This window comes from Solirubrobacter soli DSM 22325, assembly GCF_000423665.1.
Lineage (GTDB): Bacteria > Actinomycetota > Thermoleophilia > Solirubrobacterales > Solirubrobacteraceae > Solirubrobacter > Solirubrobacter soli.
In genome coordinates, this window is record NZ_KE384074.1 from 306094 (window position 1) to 323886 (window position 17793).

21 protein-coding genes are annotated in these 17793 nt (G+C 72.6%); 10 read left to right on the top strand and 11 right to left on the bottom strand.

Going from position 1 to position 17793, the window contains the following annotated elements; all coding sequences use genetic code 11:
• Positions 1-102: 102 nt before the first annotated feature.
• The 3 genes from G569_RS66255 to G569_RS0143965 all read left to right on the top strand — a co-directional run bounded on the left by G569_RS66255 (position 103) and on the right by G569_RS0143965 (position 1917).
• Entirely contained in the window at positions 103-1296 is a 1194-nt protein-coding gene (locus tag G569_RS66255) for a methyl-accepting chemotaxis protein (RefSeq protein WP_037503545.1), read from the top strand.
• Positions 1297-1360: 64 nt separating this feature from the next.
• The gene (locus G569_RS0143960) at positions 1361-1555 is read left to right on the top strand and encodes a hypothetical protein (protein ID WP_028068122.1); all 195 of its coding nucleotides are present in this window, start codon (positions 1361-1363) and stop codon (positions 1553-1555) included.
• Complete coding sequence (locus G569_RS0143965) at positions 1540-1917, top strand: flagellar basal body-associated FliL family protein (RefSeq protein WP_028068123.1); 378 nt, start codon at positions 1540-1542, stop codon at positions 1915-1917. Before G569_RS0143960 ends, G569_RS0143965 begins: the two co-directional genes overlap by 16 nt.
• Here the strand turns inward: G569_RS0143965 and G569_RS56825 are convergent.
• Positions 1904-3100 carry an MFS transporter gene (locus G569_RS56825; protein WP_211233280.1) on the bottom strand — a complete coding sequence of 399 codons (1197 nt, stop codon included), beginning with the start codon at positions 3098-3100 and terminating at the stop codon, positions 1904-1906. The two genes, G569_RS0143965 and G569_RS56825, sit on opposite strands and share 14 nt — an antisense overlap.
• Positions 3097-3849 carry a DeoR/GlpR family DNA-binding transcription regulator gene (locus G569_RS0143975; RefSeq protein WP_028068124.1) on the bottom strand — a complete coding sequence of 251 codons (753 nt, stop codon included), beginning with the start codon at positions 3847-3849 and terminating at the stop codon, positions 3097-3099. Before G569_RS0143975 ends, G569_RS56825 begins: the two co-directional genes overlap by 4 nt.
• 118 nt (positions 3850-3967) lie before the next feature.
• Between G569_RS0143975 and G569_RS0143980 the strand changes: the two genes are divergently transcribed.
• Positions 3968-4336, top strand: coding sequence for a hypothetical protein (locus G569_RS0143980; protein WP_028068125.1), 369 nt, complete (start codon positions 3968-3970; stop codon positions 4334-4336).
• On the opposite strand, the gene G569_RS0143985 is transcribed toward G569_RS0143980, so the two are convergent.
• On the bottom strand, positions 4333-4923 hold the full coding sequence (locus G569_RS0143985) for an ArsR/SmtB family transcription factor (RefSeq protein ID WP_084286370.1): 591 nt from the start codon (positions 4921-4923) through the stop codon (positions 4333-4335). The genes G569_RS0143980 and G569_RS0143985 overlap by 4 nt on opposite strands.
• Positions 4924-5056: 133 nt before the next feature.
• Here G569_RS0143985 and G569_RS0143990 point away from each other — a divergent pair, with 133 nt between their 5' ends.
• Genes G569_RS0143990 through G569_RS0144000 form a run of 3 tightly spaced genes read left to right on the top strand, consistent with a single transcriptional unit; the run spans position 5057 to position 7993 of the window.
• Positions 5057-6052 carry an FTR1 family protein gene (locus G569_RS0143990; RefSeq protein ID WP_028068127.1) on the top strand — a complete coding sequence of 332 codons (996 nt, stop codon included), beginning with the start codon at positions 5057-5059 and terminating at the stop codon, positions 6050-6052.
• A gap of 10 nt (positions 6053-6062) precedes the next feature.
• Positions 6063-7031 carry an ADP-ribosylglycohydrolase family protein gene (locus tag G569_RS0143995; RefSeq protein ID WP_028068128.1) on the top strand — a complete coding sequence of 323 codons (969 nt, stop codon included), beginning with the start codon at positions 6063-6065 and terminating at the stop codon, positions 7029-7031.
• Complete coding sequence (locus G569_RS0144000; RefSeq protein ID WP_028068129.1) at positions 7028-7993, top strand: PfkB family carbohydrate kinase; 966 nt, start codon at positions 7028-7030, stop codon at positions 7991-7993. Before G569_RS0143995 ends, G569_RS0144000 begins: the two co-directional genes overlap by 4 nt.
• Here G569_RS0144000 and G569_RS0144005 read toward each other — a convergent pair.
• A complete protein-coding gene (locus G569_RS0144005; RefSeq protein ID WP_037503550.1) occupies positions 7957-8781 on the bottom strand; it encodes an MBL fold metallo-hydrolase in 825 nt (274 codons plus the stop codon). The genes G569_RS0144000 and G569_RS0144005 overlap by 37 nt on opposite strands.
• Positions 8782-8888: 107 nt before the next feature.
• On the opposite strand from G569_RS0144005, the gene G569_RS0144010 reads away from it, so the two are divergent.
• Complete coding sequence (locus tag G569_RS0144010) at positions 8889-9443, top strand: hypothetical protein (RefSeq protein ID WP_028068131.1); 555 nt, start codon at positions 8889-8891, stop codon at positions 9441-9443.
• On the opposite strand, the gene G569_RS0144015 is transcribed toward G569_RS0144010, so the two are convergent.
• Complete coding sequence (locus G569_RS0144015; protein WP_084286371.1) at positions 9400-10770, bottom strand: hypothetical protein; 1371 nt, start codon at positions 10768-10770, stop codon at positions 9400-9402. The genes G569_RS0144010 and G569_RS0144015 overlap by 44 nt on opposite strands.
• Before the next feature lie 9 nt (positions 10771-10779).
• A complete protein-coding gene (locus G569_RS64360) occupies positions 10780-11331 on the bottom strand; it encodes a DUF1775 domain-containing protein (protein ID WP_053227889.1) in 552 nt (183 codons plus the stop codon).
• Between G569_RS64360 and G569_RS66720 the strand changes: the two genes are divergently transcribed.
• Entirely contained in the window at positions 11332-11682 is a 351-nt protein-coding gene (locus tag G569_RS66720) for a hypothetical protein (RefSeq protein ID WP_028068133.1), read from the top strand. It abuts the gene before it with no gap.
• Here the strand turns inward: G569_RS66720 and G569_RS0144030 are convergent.
• From G569_RS0144030 to G569_RS0144040, 3 genes are all read right to left on the bottom strand, one after another.
• Positions 11679-12368, bottom strand: a complete 690-nt coding sequence (locus G569_RS0144030; protein WP_028068134.1) for a hypothetical protein — start codon at positions 12366-12368, stop codon at positions 11679-11681. The genes G569_RS66720 and G569_RS0144030 overlap by 4 nt on opposite strands.
• 66 nt (positions 12369-12434) lie before the next feature.
• On the bottom strand, positions 12435-13346 hold the full coding sequence (locus tag G569_RS0144035) for a carboxypeptidase-like regulatory domain-containing protein (protein ID WP_028068135.1): 912 nt from the start codon (positions 13344-13346) through the stop codon (positions 12435-12437).
• A 379-nt stretch (positions 13347-13725) separates the two neighbouring features.
• Positions 13726-15141, bottom strand: coding sequence for a nickel/cobalt transporter (locus tag G569_RS0144040; RefSeq protein ID WP_157592732.1), 1416 nt, complete (start codon positions 15139-15141; stop codon positions 13726-13728).
• A 69-nt stretch (positions 15142-15210) separates the two neighbouring features.
• Between G569_RS0144040 and G569_RS0144045 the strand changes: the two genes are divergently transcribed.
• Positions 15211-15660, top strand: coding sequence for a Fur family transcriptional regulator (locus G569_RS0144045; RefSeq protein WP_084286373.1), 450 nt, complete (start codon positions 15211-15213; stop codon positions 15658-15660).
• On the opposite strand, the gene G569_RS0144050 is transcribed toward G569_RS0144045, so the two are convergent.
• Entirely contained in the window at positions 15657-16133 is a 477-nt protein-coding gene (locus tag G569_RS0144050; protein WP_028068138.1) for a flavodoxin domain-containing protein, read from the bottom strand. The two genes, G569_RS0144045 and G569_RS0144050, sit on opposite strands and share 4 nt — an antisense overlap.
• Positions 16134-16269: 136 nt before the next feature.
• Positions 16270-17778 (bottom strand): S8 family serine peptidase, encoded by a 1509-nt coding sequence (locus G569_RS60395; RefSeq protein ID WP_053227891.1) that lies wholly within the window; start codon positions 17776-17778, stop codon positions 16270-16272.
• Between the last annotated feature and the right edge of the window lie 15 nt (positions 17779-17793).

The following is a 17793-nucleotide window of genomic DNA, read 5'->3' on the forward strand; positions in this document are numbered from 1 at the left end:
CTGAACGGGACCTGAACAGCACTCCTCGTAGTAAGCACGAGCCAGTGAAAGGTTGCTGACCTTCGCCTCAACTTCGAGTGCCTGTGCGCCGACAAATCGAACGTGTCCTTCCTCCGTCGCTCCGCAGCCCCCGAGCCCGCCGCTGCGCCCGATACCGCCGCTGCCGAGCTGCGTTCACGCCTGCGCAGCCTTCACGACCACTGCCTGACGAACCTCGTCGCCGGTCTGGACGCGATGACGCGAGGCGACCTGACGGTGCGTGTGGACCCCGCGACGAAGCCGATCACCACGCGCGCTGAGAATCCGGAGACGCAGGAGCTCGTCGACCTCTTCAACTCGATGCTGGAGAAGGCACAGACCGCGCTCGCGGGCTACAACAGCGTGCGCGAGACGATGCGCTCGGCGCTCGGGGACAACTCCTGCCTCGACGACCTGCAGACCCGCCTGAACAGCATGTCCGACCACTGCCTCACCGGCCTCGGCGACGGTCTGTCGGCGATGGCGCAGGGCGACCTGACGGTGGTCGTCCACCCCGCGACGACCCCGTTGCAGACCGGCCATGGCAAGCAGCTCGGCTCGCTCGGCGAGACGTTCAACGTCATGCTGGGCAAGGCCCAGGGCGGCCTCGAGGCCTATAACGCCACGCGCACGAGCGTCGCCCACATGATCGAGCACATCACCGAGACCGCCGGCCAGGTCGCGGGCGCGTCGCAGGAGATGTCGGCGACCACGCAGGAGACCGGCGCCGCGATCGAGAACATCGCCCGCCTCTCCTCGGGCGTCGCCGAAGGCGCGAACCGCCAGATCCAGAGCATCGAGTCCGCCCAGGAGATCAACCGCGAGGCCGAGGCGCTCGCCCAGCAGGCCGGCCGCCTGGCCGAGTCCGGCGTCGCGCTCACCAGCCAGATCTCGGCGATCGCCGACCAGACCAACCTGCTCGCGCTCAACGCGGCGATCGAGGCCGCGCGCGCCGGCGAGTCCGGCCGCGGGTTCGCCGTCGTCGCCGACGAGGTCCGCAAGCTCGCCGAGTCCTCGAACGTCACCGTCCGCGAGACCGAGGCGGCGTTCCACGGCCTCGCCGAGAGCATCACGAACGTCTCGGACTGCATCCACCGCATGTCGAGTGCGACCACCGGCGTGGGCGACATCGCCCGCGAGGCCGGCGACGCGACCGCCGACGTGTCCGCCGCCACGCAGCAGTCCTCCGCCGCCACACAGCAGATCGCCGCCTCCAGCGAGGACCTCGCGCAGATGGCGACGGCGCTCCAGACGCTCGTCTCGAATTTCCACACGTAGAACATCCGCCGAGCGCGCGTCGCGCGCGCTCGCGAGCTGCTCACCCGCGGCCGAGTAGGCAGGTATGGGTTCGATCAGCAAGGCGACGTGGATCTCGCTCCTGACGGTGTGGATCGTCGGCGTCGCGATCACGATCACCCTTGCGACGACCCCCGCGGAGCAGCCCGCGCTGCTGCGTGTATCGGACACCCGAGGGCCGAAGCTCAACACCGCGCTGGTCGTCATGCCGCTCGAGCAGGTGCGATGGGAAGGTCGCTGATCGCCGCGGCGGCCGCCGCGCTCGTGCTGGCCGGCTGCGGCGCCCAGGCGGCGCCCACGACGCCGTCGAAGGTGCACGGCACCGTGTACGTCCTCAACCAGGACGTGCTCGTCGACCTCGCCGGCGGTGGCTACGCCACGATCACGGTCGGGCTGCAGGTCGACTCCGGGACCGAGACGGCCGAGTCACAGACGGGCGTCGTCCGCGAGGTGCTCACCAACGACCTGATGGGCATCGATCGCCGCGATCTCCTCGACCGCGAGCGGCGCGACCAGCTCAAGCTCAAGCTGGCGCGCGACATCCGCAAGCACACCGACGTCAAGCTCGACGAGGTGCTGCTGACGGACTTCACACTGCACTGACCGGCACGATCTCGCGCCCGAACGGGTCACTCGGCTTCGGGCGCAGGACGCCGGAGATGAGCACGCCGAGCGAGACCATCGCCGCCGCGGCGGTGAGGGCGCGCAGCGTGCCGACCTCGTGCCCGAGGAAGCCGACGAACGGCGGGCCGGCGAGGAAGGCCAGGTAGCCGATCGAGGAGACGACGCTGACGCGGCCGGCGGCGTGGCGGGCGTCGTCGGCGGCGGCGCTCATCCCCACCGGGAAGCCGAGCGACACGCCCACGCCCCACAGCGCCGCGCCCGCCATCGCGCCGGCGAGCGAGCCGCCGTAGACCACCAGGATCAGGCCGAGCACGGCGGTGACCCCCAGCACGCGGATCACCGGCACGCGGCCGTGGCGGTCCAGCAGCGCCGGGCCGAACCAGCGGCCGAGCGTCATCGCGGCCAGGAAGATCGCGAACGTCAGCGAGCCGAGCGCCGGGTCGACGTGGTAGCCGTCGATGGTCGCCACACCGAGCCAGTCGACGCCGGTTCCCTCCGTGAACGCCATCGTGAAGACGAACAGGCCGATCAGCAGCGTCCGCGGCTCGGTCCAGGCCTTCAGCGGGCTGCGCCGCTCCTCCCCCACGTGGTGCTCCTCGTGGTGGGAGACGGGCAGGAATCCGCGCGCGGCCGGCGTCGCGCTCGCCGCGATGAGGATCGCCACGGCGACCAGGTGGACGGTGACCGAGACGCCGAGCGCGATCATCGCCGAGCCGAGCAGCGCCCCCGCGACCGTGCCGACGCTGAACCCGGCGTGGAAGCGCGACATGATCGAGCGCCCGAGACGACGCTCGACCTCGGCGCCCTCGACGTTCATCGCGACGTCCCAGGTGCCGCTGCCGAGGCCGAGCAGGAACAGGCCCGGCACGACCGGCGCGACGCCGTGCTGATAGCCGATCGCCGCGACGGCGAGCCCGGTCGCGGCGATCAGCGACATCACGCTCACGGTTCTGGCGGCGCCGATCCGCGAGATGACGACGCCGGCGAGCGGCATCGAGATCAGCGAGCCGATCGCGATCGAGAGCAGGACGAGGCCGAGCTTCTGCGGGTTCAGGTGCAGGCCGTCGCGGACCTGCGGGATCCGCGATGCCCAGGAGGCGAACGCGAAGCCGTTGAGGATGAACACGGCGTAGACCGCGTACATCGCCTTGCGGGCGGTCACGCGTACACCAGCTGCATGCCGAGCCGCCCGTACTCGACCGCCATGTGCTCCGGGGCGTCTGTGACGAGCACGTCGAGTTGCTCGACGTCGGCGACGACGTATGGGCCCGCGTTACCCATCTTCATGAACGGCACCAGGCCGATCACACGCCGCGAGCGCTCGATCATCGTCTTGACGACCTCCGCCTCCGCCCGCTCGCGCAACGTCACGCCGAGGTCGAGATCCACCCAGCACGGGCTCACGACGCAGACGTCCGGCCGCACACGCCGCAGCTGCTCGACCGTCTCGCCCCCGGTGAGGGTCTGCGACGCGCGGTCGAGCCGCCCGCCGAGCACGTCGACGGTCACGCCGGGATGGCGGCGGAGCGCGAGGGCGACATCGGGGCTCGACGTGAGCACCGTCGCACGCAGGTCCCGCCGCAGCGCGTGTGCCAGCTCGAGCGCCGTCGTCCCCCCACCGATGACGACCAGCTGATCGTCTTCGATCAACTCGGCGGCGCGGCGACCGACGACCAGCTTCCCGGGATCCTCCTCCTCAAGGCGTTCCAGGAACGCGGGATTGTCGGCCGGCGGCCGGATGGCGCCGCCATGGACGCGCTGCAGCGCACCCGCCGCCTCGAGGTCCTGAAGGTCGCGCCGGATCGAGTCGGGAGAGACCTCGAGCTCCTCGGCGAGCGTCGCCGAGATCACGCGGCCGTCGCGGTCCAGGCGGGCGAGGATCGCGGCTTGTCGTTCCGAGGAGAAATGCACGTGATCCTCACCGTAGCGCAAACGTGCAGAAAACCGCAGAAAACCGCAGACTCGTGCACGAAACCCGCAAAGTGCCTTACACCACGGAGCTCCTCGGCGCGTTTAGGCTCACCGTGCCATGTCGCCCCGCTTCCTTTCCGCCGCCGTCCTACTCGCCCTCCTGCCGGCCGCCACCGCCACCGCGACCGCGACCGCGGACGCCAAGCCGCGCACATGCAAGTCCGCGGACCTGCGCTACCCGTACCAGGAGGGCGGGCCGAAGACGTTCGGCGTCTTCAAGCTCACCATCGAAGGCGGGTCATGCGCCACGGCCCACCGCGTCGCGAAAGCGTGGAAGGACCGCTTCGAGGTGCGTTACAAAGTTCCGCGCAGCGTCGAGGGCTTTACGTTCAAAACCCTCAAACCGACCGAGGCGCAGTCGTACAACGAGCGCGGCCGCAAGGGCGCGACGACGATCCGCTTCGTGTACCGCGTGCCCAACGGCTAGCCGCGCTTGAAGTGCAGCAGCGCGACCTCGGTCGCCGTCACGGCGTCCGAGCCGCGTTGTGCGCTCTCCGCAGCGATCGCGAGCGCCTGCTCATGCGTCTTGGCCAGCAGCTTGTTCAGCTTGCGGTAGCCGCGCTCGTCGAGCTCCAGCGGGGTGCGCTTGACGATCACGTCCTGGTCTTCGAGGCGGCCGGCGTCGGACGATGCCGCGAGGTCGTCGACCAGGCCCTGGATCGTCGAGCCGAGCAGCTCGCCGCGCAGCGTCGTCGGGAGCGTGCGCCACTGGGCCTCGTCGAGGTTCGGGCGCGCGGTCGCCTTGTAGAAGTGCTGCAGCGCGCCGCGGACGGGCTCGGTGCGCACGAGTTCGACGCAGTCGTAGTCGCGCAGCATGCGGACGTGGTAGGAGACGACGCCGAGCGGCTCGCCCAGCTCCACCGCGAGATCGCCGGGACTGGCGACGCGCTCTCCGAGGCGTTGCAGGATGCGGGCGCGCAGCGGGTGCGCAAGTGCCTTGGCGATGCGGGCCTCGGAGGTCTCTCCTCCGTGGCGTGGTCCACCAGTGGACGAGGTCGATGCAGTGCTGGGCATGGTCTACGCAAAGGTAGATGAGAAAAGATGAAGGCGAGATGTGAAACGAAGGGTTCACCTCATCTTTGCGGCCCCCTGAACGCAACCTGAACACGTACTGGAACTCCGGCGAGCTCGCGTTAGGGTCGCCTAAGTGTCCACCACCGTCACCGCCCGCCGGCGCCGCTCGCTGATCTGGATCGCGGCCGCCGCGATCGTCGCCGGCCTCGTCTATCTGATGGCGACCGCGTCGACCGGACCGGTCGACCCGACGGAGGTCACGCACCCGCAGAGCCGCGCGACGATCGTCTTCAACGCCGCGATGATCGTGTTCCGGGAGGGCTTGGAGGCGGTGCTGATCTTCGCCGCGGTCACGGCCAGCTTCCAGGGCGTCAACGCCCGCCGGCGGCGACCGGTCGTCCTCGGTGCGGCGACCGCGTTCGGCGCCGCCGTCGTCACGTGGTTCGTCGTGCAGGCCGTGCTCGACGCGGCTTCCTCTCTCGGCCCACGGCTGGAGGCGATCACGGGCTTCCTCGCGATCGTCGTCCTGCTGCTCGTCCTGAACTGGTTCGTGCACAAGGTGTACTGGTCGGAGTGGATCGGCCGCCACCATCGGCGGCGGCGCACGCTGCTCGCCCGCGCCGGGATCGGGGCGACGGTCGGGCTCGTCGCGCTCGGCTTCACGAGCGTCTACCGGGAGGGCTTCGAGGTCGTGCTCTTCCTGCAGAACCTGCAACTGCAGGACGGGAGCGGGACGGTCCTCGAGGGCGTCGGGGTCGGCCTGGCCGCGACCGCCGTGGTGGGCGTGCTCACGTTCTATCTGCACGCGCGGCTGCCGTACAAGCGGATGCTGGTCCTCACCGGCGTGCTCGTCGGCGTCGTGCTCGTGGTGATGATCGGCGGCACCGCGCTGAGCTTCGTCGAGCTCGGTTGGCTCCCCCGCCACGACACCCCGTTCAGCGTGCCCGAGTGGCTCGGGGCGTGGTTCGAGATCTACCCGGTGTGGGAGACGCTCGCCGCGCAGGCGCTCGCCGCCGCGTTCGTGGTCGGCTCCTACTACGCCGCCAACTACGTCAAGGTCACCCGCCCGCGCCGGCGCGGCGAGGCCGTGACCGCGCAGCGCGCGACCGCCGTGCCCGAAACGCCGTAGCGTCCCGCGGGTGATCGACCGGGCGCTCGGGGCGCTCTACGGGCTCGCGATCGGCGACGCGCTCGGGATGCCGACGCAGACGTTCTCGCGCGAGCGGATCGTCGCCCGCTGGGGCGAGCTGCGCGGGTTCGAGCCGGGCCCGCCCGACAACGAGATCAGCGCGGGAATGGAGGCCGGGCGGGTGACCGACGACACCGACCAGGCGCTGATCGTCGCCCGCGCGCTCGTCCGCGGGGGCGGGACGGTCGACCACCGCGAACTCGCCGACGCGCTGCTCGCGTGGGAGCGGGAGATGGTCGTCCGTGGGTCGCTCGACCTGCTCGGCCCGTCGACGCGCCGGGCGCTGGACCGGTTCGCGGCGGGCGACACGGAAGGAGCGGGGCGCGGCGGGAACACCAACGGGGCGGCGATGCGCATCGCCCCGGTGGGCATCGCGACGCGCTCGCGGGAGCTGCTGCTCGCACGGGTCGCGCAGGTGAGCCGGCTCACGCACGACACGCCGGTCGCGATCGCGGGCGCGTCCGCCGTCGCGGGCGCGGTCAGCGCGGCGATCGAGGGCGCGATGACGCCGGACGCGCTGGCGGCCGGCCGCGAGTGCGTGGGCGGCGACCTCGCGGCGAGCCGCGAGTGCGCGGGCGGCGACCTCGCGGGGCGAATCGAGCGAGCGCTCGCGCTCGTCGCGGCGGGCGTCGGACTGGACGAGGTCGCCGCGCGGGTCGGCACGGGCGTCGCGACCGAGGAATCGGTTCCGGCGGCGTTCGCGGTCGCGGCGGCGCATCCGGCCGATCCGTGGGCGGCGTGCCTGGCTGCCGCGAGCCTCGGCGGCGACACCGACACGATCGCCGCGATGACCGGCGCGATCGTCGGCGCGAGCCGCGGCCTCGAGGCGTTCCCCGCCGAGGCGGTCGAGCGTGTGCGCGACGTCAACGACCTGCATCTCCAAGCGCTGGCCGAGCAGTTGCTGGAGCTGCGCGGATGATCCGGCGGATGGTCGTCGTGGGCGGCGTGCTGGTCGACGTCGTCGTCGGCGTCGACGCGGTCCCCGCCACCGGTGGCGACGTCCTCGCCCGCCACGCGGCGCTGACGGTCGGCGGCGCGTTCAACATCGTCGCCGCCGCGGCGCGGCAGGGCCTGCCGGTGCTGTTCGGCGGGCGCTACGGCGGCGAGCAGTTCGGGCGCATGGTCGGCGAGGCGCTGGCGGCGGAGGGGATCGAGCCGCTGCTCTCCCCCACCCCCGGCGAGGACACCGGGTTCTGCGTCGTGCTGGTGGACGCGGCCGGCGAGCGCACGATGGTCACGACGATGGGCGTCGAGGCGTACCTGCGCGCCGAGGACCTCGAGCGGGTGGCTGTGCGCGAGGACGACCTGGTGCACCTCTCCGGCTACGACCTCGCGTACCCGCACGGCCCACTGCTCGCGCGCTGGCTGCGCGAGAGCGGCGCCGCCGCGATCTTCGACCCCGGCCCGCTCGTCGCCGACCTGCCCGCGGACCTGGTCGAGGACGCGTTGCGCTGCTCGTCGTGGGTCAGCCTGAACGCCCGCGAGGCACGGCTGCTGACCGGCGAGGAGCGCCCCGCGGCGGCGGCGCGGGCGATCGCGGCGCGGAGCGACGCGGGCGTGGTGGTCCGTGAAGGGCCGGCGGGCGCGCTCGTGCTCGCGCGTGGGGAGAGCACGACGGTGGGCGGCGACGGCGCGACGGCGGGTGGCGGCCCTGTGCGGGTCGGCGCCTTCGCGACCGACGTCGTCGACACCACCGGCGCGGGCGACGCGCACGTCGGCGCGTTCGCCGCCGCGCTCGCGCGCGGCCTACCGCCCGCCGAGGCGTGCCGGTGGGCGAACGCGGCCGCGGCGGCGGTCGTCGCGCGCTGGGGCGCCGCGACGGCGCCCCGGGTCGACGAGACCGCTCAGCGCGTCTCGGCCCAGCGGGTCAGCCCGACGTAGTTCTGCTCGAACGGGACGACGAGCTCGTAGCGGCGCTCGAGCTCCGGGCCGAGCTCGCCGAACCGGGCGCGCGTCGTCGTCACGTACTCGTCCGAGCTCATCCCGCCGAGGATCGCCTCGCTGGTGCGGCGCAGCTCCGAGCGGACCGCGTCGAGGTGCGACTCCACATCGGTGACCGCGCCGAAGTGCGGGAGCGCCAAAGTCGCGGGACGCCACGCCGCGACGGCCTCGACCGACGTCGCCCACGCCGCGAGGTCGATGTCCGGCGGCGGCGTCGGCAGCAACACCGGCCCGTCGTCCACCACGCGCACGCCCGCGACGTCGCCGACATAGGCGTGGCCGTCGCGGTCCAGGTAGGAGATGTGGTGCGAGGCATGCCCGGGGGTGGCGACGGTGTCGAAGGCGTCGAGCACCCGCTCTCCCCCGTCGAGCGCGTGCAGGTTCGCCTCCGGGATCGGGTCGAGGTGGCCGAAGCGCTCGTCGAACGCGTCGCCGAAGACCCGCCGCGCGCTCGCCTCCAGCCGCTCAGGCGAGGCCATGTGGCGCGCCCCGCGGCGGTGCACGTAGACCTGGAGATCCGGCCAGCGACCGACCAGCGCGCCGGCGGCGCCGGCGTGGTCGAAGTGGATGTGGGTCAGCAGGAGCGCCCGTGGGCGCCAGTCCCCCAAGGCGGACAGCAGCGTGTCGAGCGTGGTGCGCGGGCCGCAGTCGACGAGCACGTCGCCCACCCGCCACGTCGCGATGCAGCGCGTGCTGCCCATCCAGACCAGGTCGATGACATCCGGCATTTGCCCGATGGTAGTTCCGCGGGTTTTCCGCGCCCGGACCCCCGTTGGACCCGCCGCCCCGGCCTTCACGGCCGGGGCGGCACGCGCTTGTAGCCTTGGCCGCACCCGTGACCCAGTTCACCGACGCCGCCTTCACCCCGGACGCATGCCCGCACGTCGCGATCCTGCTCTCGCGCGCGGATGAGGTCCCGGGCGCGCTCGCGGCGTTCTACTCGCTCGGTGTCAAGCGCTACGGCTGGATGTACCACCGCTCGCTCGCCGGCCACGCCGCCGGCGACCGCGAAGCGCTGACGGCGGCCGGCCTCGACGTCGCCGCGCTCGAGGCCGAGGGCCGGATGAGCTTCTCCGAGATGGACCCGCGGGTCAGCGTCGAGGAGTACGTGCACGGGTCCGACGCGGAGATGGACGCCGCCCTGGCCCGCGGCTACGACGCCGTGTGGTGCTCGCGCTTCCCGGTCGGGCCGGACGCGGCGTTCGTCGAGCGCGCGCTCGCGTTCGACCGCGCGTGGGAGGCCCACGCGCACGACCGCCGCTACGTCTCGCTGTGCATCTATGTCATGGGTGAGGCGGACCGCGATCGGCGGGCGCGCGAGCTGGCCGCGATCCACGACACCGTCATCACTGGTTCGCCGACGAGATCAGCCACAGCGCCAGCGAAGTGAGGCTGACCATGATCGCCAGCATCGTGCGCTGGGTGCGCGCGGCCGACCTGGCGTCGCGCGTGGCGACCAGTGCACGGTCGTGGGCGAGCGCCAGCCCGGCGACGTGGCCGCAGACGACCGCGCCCACCTGGATCGCCCAGATCCCCGTCGACCCGACCAGGGCGTAGTCGATCGACAGCGATGAGGTGCCGAGCCAGTTCGCGCCGTCGCCGAGCGGGTCGGACGCCAGCGAGGCCACGGCCTGTCCCTGGAAGAGCAGCAACGTCGCGTAGTGGGCGATGACGTACGCGAGCACGATCGGCAGCAGCGAGTGCACGAACCGCGCGGAGAGGACCGTCACGGCCTCGTCGTCACGCCTGGTGCGCATCCCCGAGATCCCGAACCGGTAGGCGCCGCCCATCAGCAGCGCGCAGCCGACCAGGCCGAGCGTCGAGACGACCTCCAGCGCGCCGCCCGACTGCAGCGGCCCGACGACCCAGCGCCACGCGGGCCCGGCCGACAGCCCGTCGAACATCGTCACCCCGAGACCGGTGCACACGATCGCCACCGTGCCCGGCATCGGCTCGAGCTCCGCGGCGCCGGCGAGCGGGCGCCGGGTCCACACCGCGCCGTCATGCCACGCGATCGGCGCGAGGCGGGCGAACAGCCCGAAGTAGACCGCGAAGCCGTCACCGCGCCGGCGCCAGGTGTCGATGCCGAACAACGCCATCCCGACCATCTGCGCGAACGCGTACGCGAGGGCCAGGACGGCGAGCGTGCTCGGGTCGTCGCGCCCGCCGAAGACCAGTTCGAGCCACCCGAACGCGAGCACCGTGAGCGCTGCCGGCCACTGCCCCAGCCAGGTGGGGTACGGCAAGCGCGCGCCGGGACGCCGGGCCACCCAGGCGACGCCGCGGGCGGCCGCCAACCACGGGTTGAACGCCCGGAACACATCCCCGAGCACCGCGCTCGCCACCGGCGTCCCCACCCAGAACACCACGAACACCCACGTCGGGAGGATGTTGTCGAGGCTGTCCTGCGCACCGAACAGGCCCGCGTAGACGAGGCCCGCGAACGTCGCGACGCCGACCGCGCCGCACAGCGGATCGAGCGCACGCGGAATCCCGGCGACCCGGCGCTCGCGCGCGTGCTCGAGCTGCGGTCGGCGCCAGAACGCGCCGAGGGCCGCGAAGGACACGACCAGCGCGAGCGCCGCGCCCCACGCGAACAGCCAGCCGGGGATGCCCGGCGACGTCGAACCGCCGAGCCCGTGGGCCTGCGCGGTCGGGGGCGCGGGCAGGCACAGCGCGAGCGCGACGAGCACTGGGGCTGCGCGGCGCCGGGTCACGTGAGCAGGCTACGCGGGCCTCCCTCGACGAAGATGGGTACCGAGGACGGCCAACGACACGGCGAGCGCGGCACTCGCCAGGATCAGTGGGAGCGGCGAGTCGGCGTCCCTCGGCGCCGCCGCGGAGATCGTCGTCACCGCCGCCGGATTGTCGGACTCCGGCGCGCCGATCCAGCGCACGACGCTCCCGTCGTCGTAGGTCTGGATCGCCTTCCAGACGATCTCGCCCTCCTGCTCCGGCGTCGACGCGAGGAAGGCGAAGCGGGCGAAGCCGTCCTCGTCGAGCTTCCCCTTCCACGTCACGGTCGCGATGCTGCCGTCGCGGGCGAGCGTGTTCGTCCGCGTCCAGCCCGGCGATGCCTCGAACGAGAACGGGAGCACGTCCTTGGGCACCTGCACCGTCACCTCGGTGGTGCGCGCGTCACGCTCGCCGGGGACGATGACCTCGAAGAGCACCGGGTCGCCCGGCGCGGCGAGCGCCGGGCGGACCTGGATGTGCGCCGCGGCGGGCTCGGCGAGGACGAGCGCCGCCACAACGGCGATGAGCAGCCGCGCGATCACTTGAGCCTGAAGCTGAACGAGCCGCTCTGCGTGTGCCCGTCGGCGGCCTTCATCGTCCAGCTCGCCTTGTACCTGCCGGCGGGCTTTGCGGCCTTCAACGGCGCCTTGAGCCGCTTGACGTTGCGCGGATCGCGGCCGCCGCTGTCCGCGGTGTACGTCTTCCCGCCCGGCCCGGTGACCTTGATCGTTCTGGACCGGATCGTGCCGGTGAAGGTGACACTGACCGAGCCGATGCTCCGCGCCGGACTTGCCCGGCGAGGTCGACTTCACCTCGGTGTGGGCGAGCGCCGTGGCGGCGGCGATCGCGCTCGTCGCCGCGGCGACGGCCACTGCGGTGAGCAGGCGCACTAGCGGGCCAGCTTGCTGGTGGTGGTCGCGAAGCGGTCGCCGGACTTCGCCTGGACGGTGATCGTGTGCGAGCCCTTGAGCGACTTGGCGGCGGCCTTGGACACCTTCACGGTCACCGACGCGCTGCCGTCGGCGCGGGTCGTCACGGTCTGCTTGCCGAGCACGCTCGATGCCAGCTTGAGCCGGCGGGCCTTCGCCTCCGGGATCGACACGGTGACCGTGACGGTCTTCAGCGGCGCCGCGGTGACACCCACGGCGACCGAGCTGCCCTTGGCCCCGCCGACGGCGAGCTTGATGGGCGTGGCATCGAGCACGAGCGCGGCGATCCGGCTGTTGGCGGTCGCCAGCTCCGCGGTCAGTGACGTCACCTGCGCCGTCAGCGTCGTGTTGGCCGACACCGCCGTCGTGCCCTGGGTCTTGAGTGCCTCGATCTCCTCCTGGAGCGGCTCGGTCACGCCCGCCGACCAGGCGGCGACCGTGCTCTGGACCGTGTCGGCGACGACGTAGGTTCCGCCCTTGCCCTCGCAGGCGGCCTTCGCGCTCGCCGGCGTCGCGAAGTCGGCGGTGGTGAAGCCGGCGGCCAGGAGCGTGGGCAGCCACTCGGCCGGGTCGTCGCCGAGGCCGGCGGACGTGGTCTGGAACGGCACGTAGTTCCAGAACGGCTGTTGGGTGGTCGGCGCGGCCTGCACGCCGCCCTGCCACCCGGCGACCTTCGCCAGCGTGCCCCGCGAGCGCGGCGGCGCCGAGGACGTGCTTCATCGGATGACTCCTGTGTTCGATGTGGACCGCTCGGCGCGATCGCCGCTCGGGATGAAGACGGCCTGGTAGCGGCCGCGCTTGGGGTGGGTGAGGCGGAGCGTGAAGCGGCCGTCGCGCGCCGTGGTGCGAGCGCTCGGGCGGACGTCGTCCGTCCGCAGCCAGAGGATCCGGCCGCTCAGCTTCGGGGAGGTGGTGCCGGTGACGACGGCGCCGCCGGCCTTGGTGCGGCGGACCTTGATCCGCACCTTGGAGAACATGCGGACGGTGAGCGTCTGCGAGCCGAGCCCTTCGGCCTCGGCGCGCACGCGGGTCGTCTCTGACACCGGCAGCGACAGGCTGAACGAGCCGTCCGCGGCCGTGGTGACGCGGCGGGTGACCGCGGCGTGCGCCTGCGCAGTGATCGCCACGTCGACCCCCGCCCGCGCCGGGGTGACCCTGCCGGTGATGGTCGCCGTGCCGCTGCCGGTCAGCTTCGGTGGCGCCGTGAGGACGATCGCGCTCAGCGGCTGCGGGATCGGTGCCGGCGGCGCACAGCCTCCGACGACGTAGTCGGCGCCGAATTCCGTGCCGTCGGGCGTCGTCCCGCCTGGCGCGCGGTCGACCCAATGGCCGTCCCCGTCGTAGGTCAGGACGAACGGGCGCGCGAGCACGCCGGCGGCGCCGGGTACGTCCAGCGTGACCGTGCCGTTGGGCCCGGTCGTGACCGCGCCCGCGGTGACGGCGCTGCTCGCGGAGGCGCCCGCGCTCCACGTGCCGCTGTCATAGGCCGGCGGCGCGCCGCGGGTGACCGTGGCGCGCACGTAGCGCGTCTCCCCGCCCTGCTGGTAGAGCAGCGCGAAGCCTGCGGTGTCGGAGTCCTCGTGCGCCGGTTCCCAGAGCCCGAAGCTGGTCTGGATGACCGCCTGCACGCGACCGTCCGCCTCGGTCAGCCAGGCGGCGACGACGTCCGTATTGGCATGGTGACCGTCCCCCTTGGGGTCGGTGATCTGCGGCGTCCCCGCGCACGCGCCGGCGGAGCGGCACTCGCGGGGGCCGCGGCCACTGCAGCCACGATCGACACGGCGAGCAGTACCCGCATATTCCCTCCTATTGGTGGCATCGGACCCGGGCGCGCGCCCGGTTCCGAAGCCGCGGTCCGCGCCCGCTAGCTGGTGAAGGCGGGCGTGGAGGGAGGTGGCCGCATGGCCAGCGCCGATGCCAGCAGGCGACCGGCGGGCCGGACGACGAGCGGGAGCCGCGGGCGCGGCGCCGGTTGCGCCAGTGCGTTTAGCCGAAAGTCTCCGGAGATCAGCCCAGCGTCGGGATCGCGTGCGCGGTCAGCACGCAGCCGACGACGACGATCAGCGCGGCGGACGCCGCGGGGAGCGCCGTCACGAGCCGGCCGGGCACACGCATGCCCTTGACGATCCGCGAGGCGAACACGACGGCGAGACCGAGCATCGTCAGCGTGGCCGCCAGGCCGGCGCTGAACGCGACGATCAGCAGCATCCCGAGGGCGATCTGGCCCTGCGCGACGGCGCCCAGCAGCACGACGAGCGCGGACGGGCACGGGATGATCCCCGCCGCGGCGCCCATCCCGAGCAGCCCGCGCATGCCCGGTTCCTGCGGGAGGTGGCTGTGACCGTGATCGTGATCATGGTCATGCCCGTGGTGGTGGTGGTGATGGTGATGGTGATGGTCGTGCGTGTGGGCGACCGTGCGCCGCCGCCGCAGATGCGAGCGCAGCACCGTCACGCCGATCCCCACCACGAGCACCCCGGACACGAGGTTCAGCCACGGGTAGAGGGTCTCCGGGAGCACATACTGCGACAGCGCGAGCGTGATGGCACCCAGCGCGAACACGCCGATCGTGTGGGTCAGCGTCACCATGCCGCCGAGGGCGACGGCGTGCCGTGGGCGTCCGCGCGTCCCGACGAGGTAGGCGGCGACCATCGCCTTGCCGTGGCCCGGCGAGAGCGCGTGGACCGCTCCCCAGCCGAACGCCGCCAGCAGCAGCAGGAGCAGCACGCCCTTCCCGGCCGACGCGTCGCCGAAGACCTTGGTGAAGCCGCGATCGGAACGGTTCGACGAGCCGTCGATCTGGTTGGTGCCGTCCGGCGCCGTCAGCGTGCCGGCGCCCGGTGCGCTGTCCAACCGCGCGAAGCGCACGTCCGAAGGGCTCTTCAGGAGGTCCGCCGGATAGACCCGCAGGCCGTTGGTCGGGTCGCCCGCGGGGACGGACGAGCGCACCGCGGTCCCGCGGCCGGGCTGGGCGACGATCGCCTTCCACCCGACGCGTCCCGGGAACGACTCGTCGCGCAGCTCGACCCGCCGCGGGTCCGTCACGCGCGCGGAGAGCGGCAACTCGATCCGCGTCGTGTCCAGCCCGCCCGCGCCCGGAGGGTGCGCGATCGTGGCCCGCCCCGCCGGCCGCAGCGCGAGCCGCTTCCCGTCGACGGTGAGCACGAGCTTGCGCTCGACCTCGGCCTGCTTGCGGACCAGCAGCATGGCGTCGGGGACGTCGCGTTGCTGGAAGGTCGGGATCTCGGCCTCGTCGAGGATGTAGCGCACGTCGACGCGGTCCGACGACACGCTCACGCGCGAGAGGTGGTTGATCGAGAAGTTCCCGAGCGGGTGCGCGGAGGCGACCGCCGGCGCCCCGAGACACACCGCGAGGGCCAGGATCGGGGAGAAGCTCGAAATTCGCATGGTCAGCCAACTCATGCGCAGCACCCCCGCCCGCGGTTCTAAGACTTCTCGCGAGTCGTTCGCAACTACGATCTCTGACACGCGATGACCGTTGCGCCCAAGAGCTCGCCGCTGCAGTTCCGCGACATCGACGACGTCGCGGCCGCGCTGCGTGCCGGGGGTGCCCGCCTGACCACCCCGCGCAGGCTCGTGCTGCAGGCGCTGTTCGCCGCCGAGGACCTCGTCTCCGCCGAGCAGGTCGCCGCCGGCACCCACACCGGGATCACGCTCGACCTGACGTCCGTCTACCGCAATCTGGAACGCCTGGAGGAGCTGGGCGTCGTGCGGCACGTCCACGTGGGCCACGGCCCGAGCGTGTACGGGCTCGTCGGCCAGGGCGAGCGCGAGTTCCTCGTCTGCGAGGGGTGCGGACGGGTGACGTCAGCCGACACCGAGCAGCTGGACCGCGTCCGCGCGGTGATCAAGGCCGAGTTCGGCTACGACGCGCACTTCACCCACTTCCCGATCCACGGCCGCTGCGCGGACTGCGGCTAGGCCGCGGGCACCGCGAGCTCGGCCGCGATCCGCCGCGCCCACGCGCGGATCTCGTCCCAGTCGCGCAGGTCGCGCTGGTCCTCCGGGATCCGCGTCGACAACGAGCGCCCGCCGAACACGACGTGCTCGCGGGCACCGAGCCCGTCGGCGCGCTCGATCGTCCGCGGCGGCTCGGCCCAGTCGTAGTTGATCTTGGCCGGGTCGCCGATCGGCCCGGAGCTGAACACCCACAACGACCGCTCGCGCAGGTCGCCCGCGAAGCGGTCGAGGAACCGGCGGGCCGCGCGGCGCCAGCGGCGCATGTAGACCGCACTGCCGAGGACGACGGCGTCGTAGCCCTCGAGGCTCTCAACCTCCGCCGCCTTCACGCAGTCGACATGAAGGCCGGACTCGCGAAGCGTCGCGGCGATCGCCTCGGCGATCTCCGCCGTCGAACCATGCTTGGAACCGTAGGCGACGAGGACACGTGACATGTCTGCAGCCTCACGCGCGCGGGCCCCGATGTCATCCGGGGAAGTCCGCGCGCGTGGGCGGAGGACTACGGGCGCGGCGGCCTGCCGGCCTCGGCGGCGGGACCTTCACGGCGCCCGCCGCCCCACGACGCGCGGGTCAGCCGTTCCACTTCACGAGCCACGTCGCGCTGCCCCAGCTCGAACGCGTGTCGCGGTCGACGCCTTCGTGCCAGCCCGGGCACACGCAGCCCCAGTTCGAGTTCGTCCAGCCGGCGGCCAGAGGCGTCTCCGGCCGGCCCCAGCTGGAGCGGCCCCAGCTCGAGCGGGTCTCGTCGATGTTGCCGGTGGTGGGGTCGATGAGGTCGTTGGGGACGAGTCCGCTGTTCGCGCCCGACGCGGGCTCCGCGACCGAGATGGCGGCCGAGGCGTTGACCTCGTCGATGGCGCCCGGGACGTCACGGCCGGTGGCCATCAGCGTGGACTTGACCTGATCGGGGGTCCAGTCGGGATGCGCCTGCAGGACCAGCGCCGCGACGCCGGCCACGACGGGCGCGGCCATCGAGGTCCCGCCGATCTGGATGTAGCTGCCGTCGACGATGCACTGCGGGCAGAGCTGCCCGAAGACGCTGCCGGGCGCGAAGGTCGAGACGATGTGCGCGCCCGGGGCGGCGATGTCGGGCTTCGCGAACCCGTCCTGCGTGGTCCCGGCGCTCGACCACGCGGCGTAGGCGTCGTCGCCGCGCGTCGTGGTTCCCTGGTCGTCGACCGCGCCGACCGAGATGACGTACGGGTCGTTGCCCGGCGCGTAGTTGACGGCATCGGCGGCGTGACCCTTGTTGCCGGCGGCGGTGACGACCACGATGCCGTGGAAGTAGGCGGCCTCGACCGCGGCGTCGAGCGGGTCGGTGTGGTAGGACTCGGCCGTCGTCGAGGACACCGACAGGTTGACGACGCGGATGTTGTAGTCCGCCTTGTGATCGACGACGAACTGGAGGCCGTAGATCGCGTCCACGAGCGTGCCTTCGCCGTCGTCGTCGGATGCCTTGATCGCGATCAGGTTCGCGTCCGGCGCGACGCCGACGTAGCGGCCCTTGAGCGGATCGCCGTCCGGGCGCCGGGTGCCGTCGCCGGCGATGATGCCCGCGACGTGGGTGCCGTGGCCGTAGTCGTCGTTGGGCGTCGTGGCCTCCGGGCTCGTCACGACCGAGGCGACCACGCGCGAGTGGCCGTCGGCGTCCGAGAAGTCGACCAGGCCGCCGTTGATGCCCGTGTCGATGACCGCGACGCCGACTCCGGCCCCGGTCGCGCCGGTCGCGCCGTTCCAGACGGTCGGCGCGTACACCGACGCCGGGTAGGCGGTCGCGAGCTGGGTGGGATCGAAGCGGTCGCTCTGCGACTTGAGCGCGGCGTTGGCGCTGATGGACGCGACCCGGGTGTCGTGCGCGAGGCGCTCGCGGGCGCCATCGGTCAGTCGGACGGCCAGGCCGTTGATGATCGGGAGCGTGTCGGCGACATCGCCGTCAACCGCACGTACCGCCGCCTTCCCCGCAGCGAGCGAGACTCCGCTCCGTAGCTGGACGATGTGGGTGGCGGCTGGGGGTGCGGCCTGCGCGGTGCCGGCAAAGATGCCGAACAGGGCGACGACGGCGACGATGAATGTCCTCATGTGCGCGCCGCATCG

Coding starts and splice junctions, on each gene's coding strand:
- G569_RS0143960 (WP_028068122.1), top strand. CDS start 1,361: ATGGGTTCGATCAGCAAGGCGACGTGGATCTCGCTCCTGACGGTGTGG.
- G569_RS0143965 (WP_028068123.1), top strand. CDS start 1,540: ATGGGAAGGTCGCTGATCGCCGCGGCGGCCGCCGCGCTCGTGCTGGCC.
- G569_RS0143980 (WP_028068125.1), top strand. CDS start 3,968: ATGTCGCCCCGCTTCCTTTCCGCCGCCGTCCTACTCGCCCTCCTGCCG.
- G569_RS0143985 (WP_084286370.1), bottom strand. CDS start 4,923: ATGCCCAGCACTGCATCGACCTCGTCCACTGGTGGACCACGCCACGGA.
- G569_RS0144000 (WP_028068129.1), top strand. CDS start 7,028: ATGATCCGGCGGATGGTCGTCGTGGGCGGCGTGCTGGTCGACGTCGTC.
- G569_RS0144005 (WP_037503550.1), bottom strand. CDS start 8,781: ATGCCGGATGTCATCGACCTGGTCTGGATGGGCAGCACGCGCTGCATC.
- G569_RS0144040 (WP_157592732.1), bottom strand. CDS start 15,141: ATGAGTTGGCTGACCATGCGAATTTCGAGCTTCTCCCCGATCCTGGCC.
- G569_RS0144045 (WP_084286373.1), top strand. CDS start 15,211: ATGACCGTTGCGCCCAAGAGCTCGCCGCTGCAGTTCCGCGACATCGAC.
- G569_RS0144050 (WP_028068138.1), bottom strand. CDS start 16,133: ATGTCACGTGTCCTCGTCGCCTACGGTTCCAAGCATGGTTCGACGGCG.
- G569_RS60395 (WP_053227891.1), bottom strand. CDS start 17,778: ATGAGGACATTCATCGTCGCCGTCGTCGCCCTGTTCGGCATCTTTGCC.